Source organism: Pseudomonas sp. UBA6753 (assembly GCF_002453565.1).
Lineage (GTDB): Bacteria > Pseudomonadota > Gammaproteobacteria > Pseudomonadales > Pseudomonadaceae > Aquipseudomonas > Aquipseudomonas putida_Z.
This window is the reverse complement of sequence record NZ_DKHD01000029.1, coordinates 69,590-76,760: the sequence shown is the minus strand read 5'-3', so window position 1 is coordinate 76,760 and position 7,171 is coordinate 69,590. Positions and strand designations below refer to the sequence as shown.

Annotated in this window: 6 protein-coding genes; 3 read left to right on the top strand and 3 right to left on the bottom strand. The window is 63.1% G+C overall.

The window, feature by feature from the left end:
• Positions 1 to 153: 153 nt before the first annotated feature.
• A complete protein-coding gene (locus B2790_RS10645) occupies positions 154 to 1,254 on the bottom strand; it encodes an NADH:flavin oxidoreductase (protein ID WP_286918815.1) in 1,101 nt (366 codons plus the stop codon).
• 120 nt (positions 1,255 to 1,374) lie between these two features.
• On the opposite strand from B2790_RS10645, the gene B2790_RS10640 reads away from it, so the two are divergent.
• Together B2790_RS10640 and B2790_RS10635 are read left to right on the top strand one after the other, a co-directional pair.
• Positions 1,375 to 2,265, top strand: a complete 891-nt coding sequence (locus B2790_RS10640) for a LysR family transcriptional regulator (RefSeq protein WP_286918814.1) — start codon at positions 1,375 to 1,377, stop codon at positions 2,263 to 2,265.
• Between the two features lie 137 nt (positions 2,266 to 2,402).
• Complete coding sequence (locus B2790_RS10635) at positions 2,403 to 3,917, top strand: sensor domain-containing diguanylate cyclase (protein ID WP_286918813.1); 1,515 nt, start codon at positions 2,403 to 2,405, stop codon at positions 3,915 to 3,917.
• Between the two features lie 68 nt (positions 3,918 to 3,985).
• On the opposite strand, the gene B2790_RS10630 is transcribed toward B2790_RS10635, so the two are convergent.
• Entirely contained in the window at positions 3,986 to 4,783 is a 798-nt protein-coding gene (locus tag B2790_RS10630; protein WP_286918812.1) for an SDR family NAD(P)-dependent oxidoreductase, read from the bottom strand.
• Positions 4,784 to 4,891: 108 nt separating this feature from the next.
• Between B2790_RS10630 and B2790_RS10625 the strand changes: the two genes are divergently transcribed.
• Positions 4,892 to 5,836 carry a GlxA family transcriptional regulator gene (locus B2790_RS10625; RefSeq protein ID WP_286918811.1) on the top strand — a complete coding sequence of 315 codons (945 nt, stop codon included), beginning with the start codon at positions 4,892 to 4,894 and terminating at the stop codon, positions 5,834 to 5,836.
• 8 nt (positions 5,837 to 5,844) lie between these two features.
• Here the strand turns inward: B2790_RS10625 and B2790_RS10620 are convergent, their stop codons facing one another.
• The gene (locus B2790_RS10620; RefSeq protein WP_286918810.1) at positions 5,845 to 7,167 is read right to left on the bottom strand and encodes an APC family permease; all 1,323 of its coding nucleotides are present in this window, start codon (positions 7,165 to 7,167) and stop codon (positions 5,845 to 5,847) included.
• Positions 7,168 to 7,171: the final 4 nt, after the last annotated feature.

Here is a 7,171-nt window from a genome sequence, read left to right as displayed (position 1 = left end):
GGCCTTGTGTCGCGATGGGCCGCAAAGCGGCCCCCCGGATTTCAGCGTCAACGCAACAATCGCCGGGGCTGCCATGCAGCCCATCGCCACACAAGGCCGCCCATACAGGGATAGCGACCTGAATCTTTGAGCCGGTGCCATCCACAGCATCGCTCAAAGGGCGAGTTCGGTGTCCTTGATATTGGCAATCGGGCCGAGAATGGCTGGGTCGAACGGTGCAAGCGCCTTCTGGCTCGCCAGGCGCCGCGGGTAGTCCGGATTTGCCAGCGCTGCCTTGCCGAGTGCAACCATATCGGCACCCTTATCCAGAACACTGTCGGCACGCTGCACATCCTGCAAGCCACCATTGGCAATCAGCAGGGCCCCAGGCGCATAACGCCGTGCCAGCTGCACCAGGCTGGCAGTACTGCTGGAAAACGCCGGTTGCCAGGCCTCGTGCTCGGTGACATGGATGAAGTCGACGCCCACATCACGCAGCGAGCCAAAGATGGCTTCCGCGTCCCGCTCACCCCCCGCCCACTTGTGCCCGAAGTCGTTGACCTTGCCTTGGGAAATACGCACGCCAAGCGGCACATCACCCACCTTGGCGCGAACGGCCTTGACCACTTCGAGCGTCAGTTGCACGCGCCGCTCGGTGCTGCCACCCCAGCGATCGCTCCGTTGGTTGCTGTAGTCGGTAAGGAACTGGTCGAGCAGGTAACCGTTGGCACCGTGAATCTCGATACCATCGAAACCAGCGACCTGCATGGCCCGTTTTGCGGCATTGGCGAAACCGGTGATGGCATCGGCGATGTCTTCATCGGTCATGGATTTGGGCTCTGCATAGCGCCCATCCCCATGGTAGAACGGCATCTGCTCGCCTTTGGGCCGAACCGCCGAAGGCGCCGCGGTTTCACGCTTGAAACGGTTGCCTTGGCTCAACGCGCCCGCATGCATCAGTTGCGCAAACACCGCACCCTGGTGGGCGTGTATCCGTTCGACGACTGGTCGCCAGGTACTTGCCTGCTGCTCATCCGTCATGCCGGGCTGGTACCGGTAGCCCTGCGAGTACTGCTGGTCGGTATACAGGCCTTCGGTGATGACCAGGCCAAAGCCGCCCTTTGCGAAACGTTCGTAGTAGTGGGCCATGGCTGCCGTGGCATCACCGGTTTCGCTCGCGCTGACGCGGGTCATGGGCGCTACCGCCAGGCGATTGGGCAATGCCAACCCGGCAATATCTATTTGCGTTAAAGTGCGTGTTTTGAAAGCTGTCATCGGATTTCTCTCGGATCAGGGCGCGCACAGGATGGCGCCGATGCACTGAGGCTACTGTTGGATGTACACCTGACCAAGGTAGGCCGCAGAGAAGCCGGTATAACGCCAAAGGATATGATCATGCTCGTTGCCGACCTGCGGGTTTTCCTCGCTGTCGTCGCCGCCGGCACCCTGTCAGCGGCAGGCCGCCAGCTCGATGTGTCGCCCATGCAGGTATCACGCAGGCTTGCGGCACTGGAGGAAGAACTCGGCGTGCGCCTGTTCCATCGAACCACCCGTGCCGTGGCCCTGACGGCCGAGGGTGAAGCGCTGCTGCCGTATGCCAGGACCATGACGGAAGCCGAGGACAGCGCGCTTGGCGAGTTGCGGCCGTCATCAAGCACCGTCAAAGGGCTGTTGCGTATTACAGCGCCCAGTGTTTTCGGCCAGGGCATCGTGGTTGGGCTGCTGCCGCAACTGCTGGCTCGGTACCCGGACCTGCGCATCGACCTGGATGTGTCGGACAAACTGGTGGACCTGGTCGGGCAGGGCCTTGACCTGGCCTTGCGCGTAGCGCCCCTGGCCGACTCGGAACTGGTGGCGCGCAAGATTGCCCCCAACCCGAGGGTGCTGTGCGCAGCGCCCGCTTACCTGCAGCAGCACGGCCAGCCGCGCACGCTGGCGGACCTGGAGCAACATGCCTGCATCATGCTGCAGGCCGTGCCACGCTGGCCGTTCGTGGTCGACGGGGGCCTGCAGCATCGACGCATGCAGGCGCGGGTGAGTACCAGCAGTGTGGAGGCTGTGAGGTCGGCCGCTGTTCAAGGATTGGGCATCGCCATGCTGGCTCATTGGGACGTGTTCCAGCACATCCGTGACGGCCTGCTGGTGGAGATCACGCTGCAGGACGCACAGATGGAGCAGTTGGCCGTCTGGGCGGTGATGCCAACCCGTCGCTACGTACCGGCGCGGGTGAAAGTGTTTCTCGAGGCGCTGGAAGGCGCGCTGGCGGGTCACGCCCGGCCCGCCTGAAGCAGACCACGCGGCGCCCCATCCCGGCCCTTGCACCGATGGCGGAGTCTTCTACGCTCTGAAGGGGGCAGGGGGAGCCGCTATTCATGGAGAGAACAAGCAGAACGAGCGCGCGATACATAGGCATTCGCGGGCTGATGCTGTGGCTGCTGTCAACCAGCGTCCTGGTCACGCTGGCCACCTGTCTGGTCGTTGCCTACGGAGTGATGCGAGAGTCGCTGATCCACTCGGCATTGGAGTCGCACAAGGCCTATGCCTACAAGGTGGCGTCCAGTATCGACCAGTTCATCCATTCGGTGCATGAGCGCCTGCAATACAGCAGCCAGCTGATCGGGCAGGACTTCACCAACCGCGCCCTCGTGACAAGCGAAGCGAAACGCCTGCAGGTGCAGGATTCCGAGCTTCAGATCGTGATCATTGCCGATGCCTCGGGGAACATACTCGATGGTTACCCGCACCTGGACTTTGCGAAAACCGTAAAACTCGGTGACGCCGCCAGGCGAGCGGCAAGCGCCGGACGCCCTCTGGTCAGCCAGGCGTTCACCTCACCTGACGGCCATTTCAGCGTTTTCATCTCCAACCCCATTCGCGATGGCCAAGGCAACGTGCTCGGCTTGATCGGGGGCGTGGTGAACCTGCGGGAAGGCGGGGTAATGAGCATCCTTATCGGCGGGCATCAGCTCGCCGACGCATTTGCGTTCGTCGTCGACGAGAACCTGCAGGTCCTGTATCACCCGGATGCCACCAGGCTGGGGGTGGTGCTGGACTCCAGCGCAACTGCCCATGCGGCCTTGCGAGGGGGCGATGGCGAGCTGGAAGCGACTGACTACCGGGGCGTACCGATGTTGGCCGGGTATGCCGAAGTCAAGGGCGCGCGCTGGGCGGTGGTGACCCAGCAACCGCGGGAGGATGCGCTGCACCCGTTGCGTAACCTGATGCATGATACGTTATTGAAACTGCTGCCGGTGAGCCTGTTCGGGCTGTTGCTGATACTGGCGGTGTCCACCTGGGTTACCCGCCCACTGCGGCAGTTGGCCAACAGTGCGCAACACGTGCCTGAACTCGGCGCCAGCCGGGAATTGCACACGCTGAATGCCTGGTACGCCGAGGCTGCGGCCATTCGCAGTGCACTGGTGGCCGGGGTCCAGTTACTGGACTTGAAGATCAGCAACCTGAACCACGCTGCCGAAAGTGACCCGTTGACCGGGCTGGTCAACCGCCGAGGCATGAACGCGGCGTTGGCGATCCTCGACCAGCGCGAGCAGCAGTATTGTGCGCTGGCGCTGGATATAGACCACTTCAAGCGAGTTAACGATACCTGGGGGCACGATGTCGGGGATGTCGCCCTGCAGCATATCGCGGGCATCATCCAGTCCTGTTCACGCGCAGGCGACCTGGCTTGCCGCGCCGGTGGGGAAGAGTTCTGCCTGCTGTTGCCGGATACCAGCCTGCAGGTGGCAACCGACATTGCCGAACGCATCCGCACCACAATCGCTGCCAGCCCGCTGGACAAGGTCGGGGCGATGACGATTTCCATTGGGGTAGCCAGTCGTACGTCCGCCGAGCAAACGTCCGCCGCCATTCTCAAGTGCGCGGATGAGCGTTTGTACAGGGCGAAGGACACCGGGCGCAATCGGGTGGTCAGCGTGTGATGATCGCCCGCCCGCGAAGAGGAGCACAAATGTATCCCCCGCGCGGGCCTTCGACCAGGCAATCAGTTTCAGCTGGCACTGTAGCGAGGTGCCAGCCGGTTGCTGGAAAGCTCACCGAACAGGGCTTGACGGTTACTCTCGTAGGTTTCGTAGCGCTGCAGGTCATGCAAGGCAGGGATGGAGATCAGTACCTTGTTGTCGAAGTCCTGCAGGGCGCCTTCGACCAGGTCGTCAACCGACATCACGATACCTGGGTCGAGGTTCTCCACCGGCAAGCCGCCAATCGCCCAGAAGTCGGTGGCTGTGGCGCCAGGCAGCACGGCCTGGACCTGGATGCCGTGCGGCGAAAGTTCCTTGTACAGCGACTGGGTGAAGGCGGTGACGTAGGCCTTGCTGGCGCCATAAACGCCATTGAGCAGCTCCGGGACCAGGCTGACGACCGACGAGATATTGATCACTGCACCTTGCTGGCGGGCAACGAAGCCTGGCGTCACGGCATAGGTAAGGCGGGTGAGGGCGGTGATGTTGAGGCTGATCATCTCGGCCATGCGTTCGACATCGCTTTCCAGCAGGGGGGTATGGGTGCCGATACCGGCATTGTTCACCAGCAGGGTGATGCTCGCGTCTTCACGCAACTTGCGCTCGACCCGGGCGAGTTCATCGGGGCTTGCCAGGTCTGCCGGGAAGACTTCGACACTTTGCCGGGTATCCTGGCTGATGCGGCTGGCCAGTGCATTGAGGCGGTCACGGTTGCGTGCGACCAGCACGAGGTCATAGCCGAGGCGGGCCAGGCGCTCGGCGTATACCGCGCCGATACCCGAGGAAGCGCCGGTAATGAGGGCGGTGCCTTTGTGCGAGTGAGTCATGATTCAAGCTCCAGTGGTTGGGGACTGGGGCCATGATGCGGTAGATTTTCACTGGCTCAAATGACGTATATGGTAGTGTTTCAGGACACTACCAGACGGAGCCCGGTCATGCATCGCATCGGCTATCTGATCACCGAAGGTTTTCAAATCATGGGCCTGGCCACGCAGACGGTGTTCGAGGTCGCCAACCTCGTCGCCGGGGAGGCGTTTTACCGGGTGCAGAACTTCTCGGTAGGTGGCGGCATGGTCCGCTCATCGCTGGGCATGCCCATCGAAACCCTGCCGTTGGCTGCACCAGGCCTGGCTGACACCTGGATGGTCAGCGGTACCCTGACCCCCGAGACGCCCCCCGCCGATGAGGTGCTGGCGTGTGTGCAAGGCTTTGTTGCCAGTGCGCGCAGGACCGCCGGGCTGTGTACCGGCACCTTCGTGCTGGCGCAGGCCGGCGTGCTGGACAATCGCCGGGCCACCACCCACTGGGCCTATGCCAAGGCACTGCGCACCCTGCACCCCAAGGTCGAGGTCGACGATGACCGGATCTTCATCATCGATGGGCCGGTCTGGACATCGGCGGGAATGACCGCGGCCCTCGACATGGCGCTGGCCATGGTGGAGAAAGACCTGGGGGCAGAGCTGGCCAGGTCGGTGGCGCACAAGCTGGTGATGCATCAGCGGCGCTCGGGCGGGCAGTCGCAACATTCCGAACTGCTCGCCTTGGCGCCGAAGTCGGACCGCATCCAGAGCGCCCTGGAATACGCCCGCCAGCACCTGAACCGCCCGCTCAGTGTTGAAGAGCTGGCCGGTGTGGTGCACCTGAGCCCCAGGCAGTTCACCCGTGTGTTCACTGCCGAAACCGGGCAGTCCCCGGCCAAGGCCGTGGAGAACCTGCGCCTGGAGGCTGCCCGCCTGATGATCGAGCAAAGCCGGCACAGCCTGGACGTGGTGGCCAGGGAGACCGGCTTCAGAGACCGCCGGCACCTGCGCGAGGTGTTCATCCGCGGGTTTGGGGTGCCGCCGCAGGCCGTGCGCAGGGATGCCAGGCGAGTGGTCTAGAGGGCCGCTCAGGCTTCCTCGAAATGCATCTCCGGTGGCTTGCGCTTGAAACCACGGGTAATCACGGTCAGGTAGAGCACGCCGAGGCAGAGCCAGCCTGCCCCCAGGTAGATCGCCAGGTGATCGAGACTCGCCATCAGCCACAAGGTGGAGGCAAAGCCCACCAGGGGGAATGCGAGGTACATCAGCAGCGCGTTGGCACCACGCTGCTGCAAGGCAACCCAGTAGTGGAAGATCACCGCCAGGTTGACCAGGCTGAAGGCGAGAAAGGCACCGAAGTTGATGAACGAGGTGGAGGTCGTCACGTCCATGCGCAAGGCGAGCAGGGCGACCAGCCCGCATAGGATGATGCTGGGCACCGGCGTGCTGAAGCGCTCGCTCAGCTTGCCGAAGAATGACCTGGGCAGCACACCGTCGCGCCCCATTGCATACAGCAGGCGGGAGGCGCTGGCTTGCGCCGACAGGCCCGAAGTGAACTGGCCGACGATCAGCCCCAGCAGGAAGATGCTGACGAAGATGTCGCCACCGATGTTCTGGGCAATTTCATAAGCCGCCGCGTCGGCGTTGGCAAAGTCGGTGGACGGGTGAGCGAGCTGAACGAAGTAGCTGCAGGCGATGAACAGCCCGCCGCCGATCAGGGTGATCAGCAGGATGGCTTTCGGGATGTTCTTGCGTGGTTCCTTGGTTTCTTCAGTCAGGGTGCTGACCGCGTCGAAGCCCAGGAATGAATAGCAGGCAATCGCCGCACCGCTCATGATCAGCGGCAACTGGGTGCCTTCCTTGTAGAACGGCTCGAGTGTCCACAGCGGCACCGTGGGGTCGCCCCAGACATAATGCACCGCGAGTGCAACGAACGCGGCCAGCACCAGCAGCTGGATGAACATCAACAGGCCATTGACGGCCTTGGCCAGCCGCAGGCCGATTACATTGATCGTCGTGGTGATGCCGATGAATGCCAGCACCCAAATGGCTTGCGGCACGCCCGGGAACGCCGAGTGCAGATAGGCCGCGCCAATGAGCCAGATCGCCATGGGCAGGAACAGGTAGTCGAGCAACACCGCCCACCCGGTGATGAAGCCCAGCTGCGGGCTGATCGATTTGCGCACGTAGGTATAGGCGGACCCGGCGACCGGAAAGGCGCGCGCCATGTGGCCGTAGCTCAAGGCGGTAAAGAGCATGGCGATGGCGGCAGCGAGGTAGGCTGCGGGTACCCTCCCTCCCGTGGTCTCGGCCAGGATACCGAATGTGCCCAGGACGATGATGGGGGTCATGTAGGCGATGCCGAAAAGCACCACCGAGCCCAGCGAAAGCGTTCGCTTGAGTGTGGCCATTACT

What these genes read in the sequence shown, in the direction of transcription:
- B2790_RS10645 (WP_286918815.1), bottom strand. Translation starts at nt 1,254, where the DNA reads ATGACAGCTTTCAAAACACGCACTTTAACGCAAATAGATATTGCCGGG.
- B2790_RS10640 (WP_286918814.1), top strand. Translation starts at nt 1,375, where the DNA reads ATGCTCGTTGCCGACCTGCGGGTTTTCCTCGCTGTCGTCGCCGCCGGC.
- B2790_RS10635 (WP_286918813.1), top strand. Translation starts at nt 2,403, where the DNA reads ATGCTGTGGCTGCTGTCAACCAGCGTCCTGGTCACGCTGGCCACCTGT.
- B2790_RS10630 (WP_286918812.1), bottom strand. Translation starts at nt 4,783, where the DNA reads ATGACTCACTCGCACAAAGGCACCGCCCTCATTACCGGCGCTTCCTCG.
- B2790_RS10625 (WP_286918811.1), top strand. Translation starts at nt 4,892, where the DNA reads ATGCATCGCATCGGCTATCTGATCACCGAAGGTTTTCAAATCATGGGC.
- B2790_RS10620 (WP_286918810.1), bottom strand. Translation starts at nt 7,167, where the DNA reads ATGGCCACACTCAAGCGAACGCTTTCGCTGGGCTCGGTGGTGCTTTTC.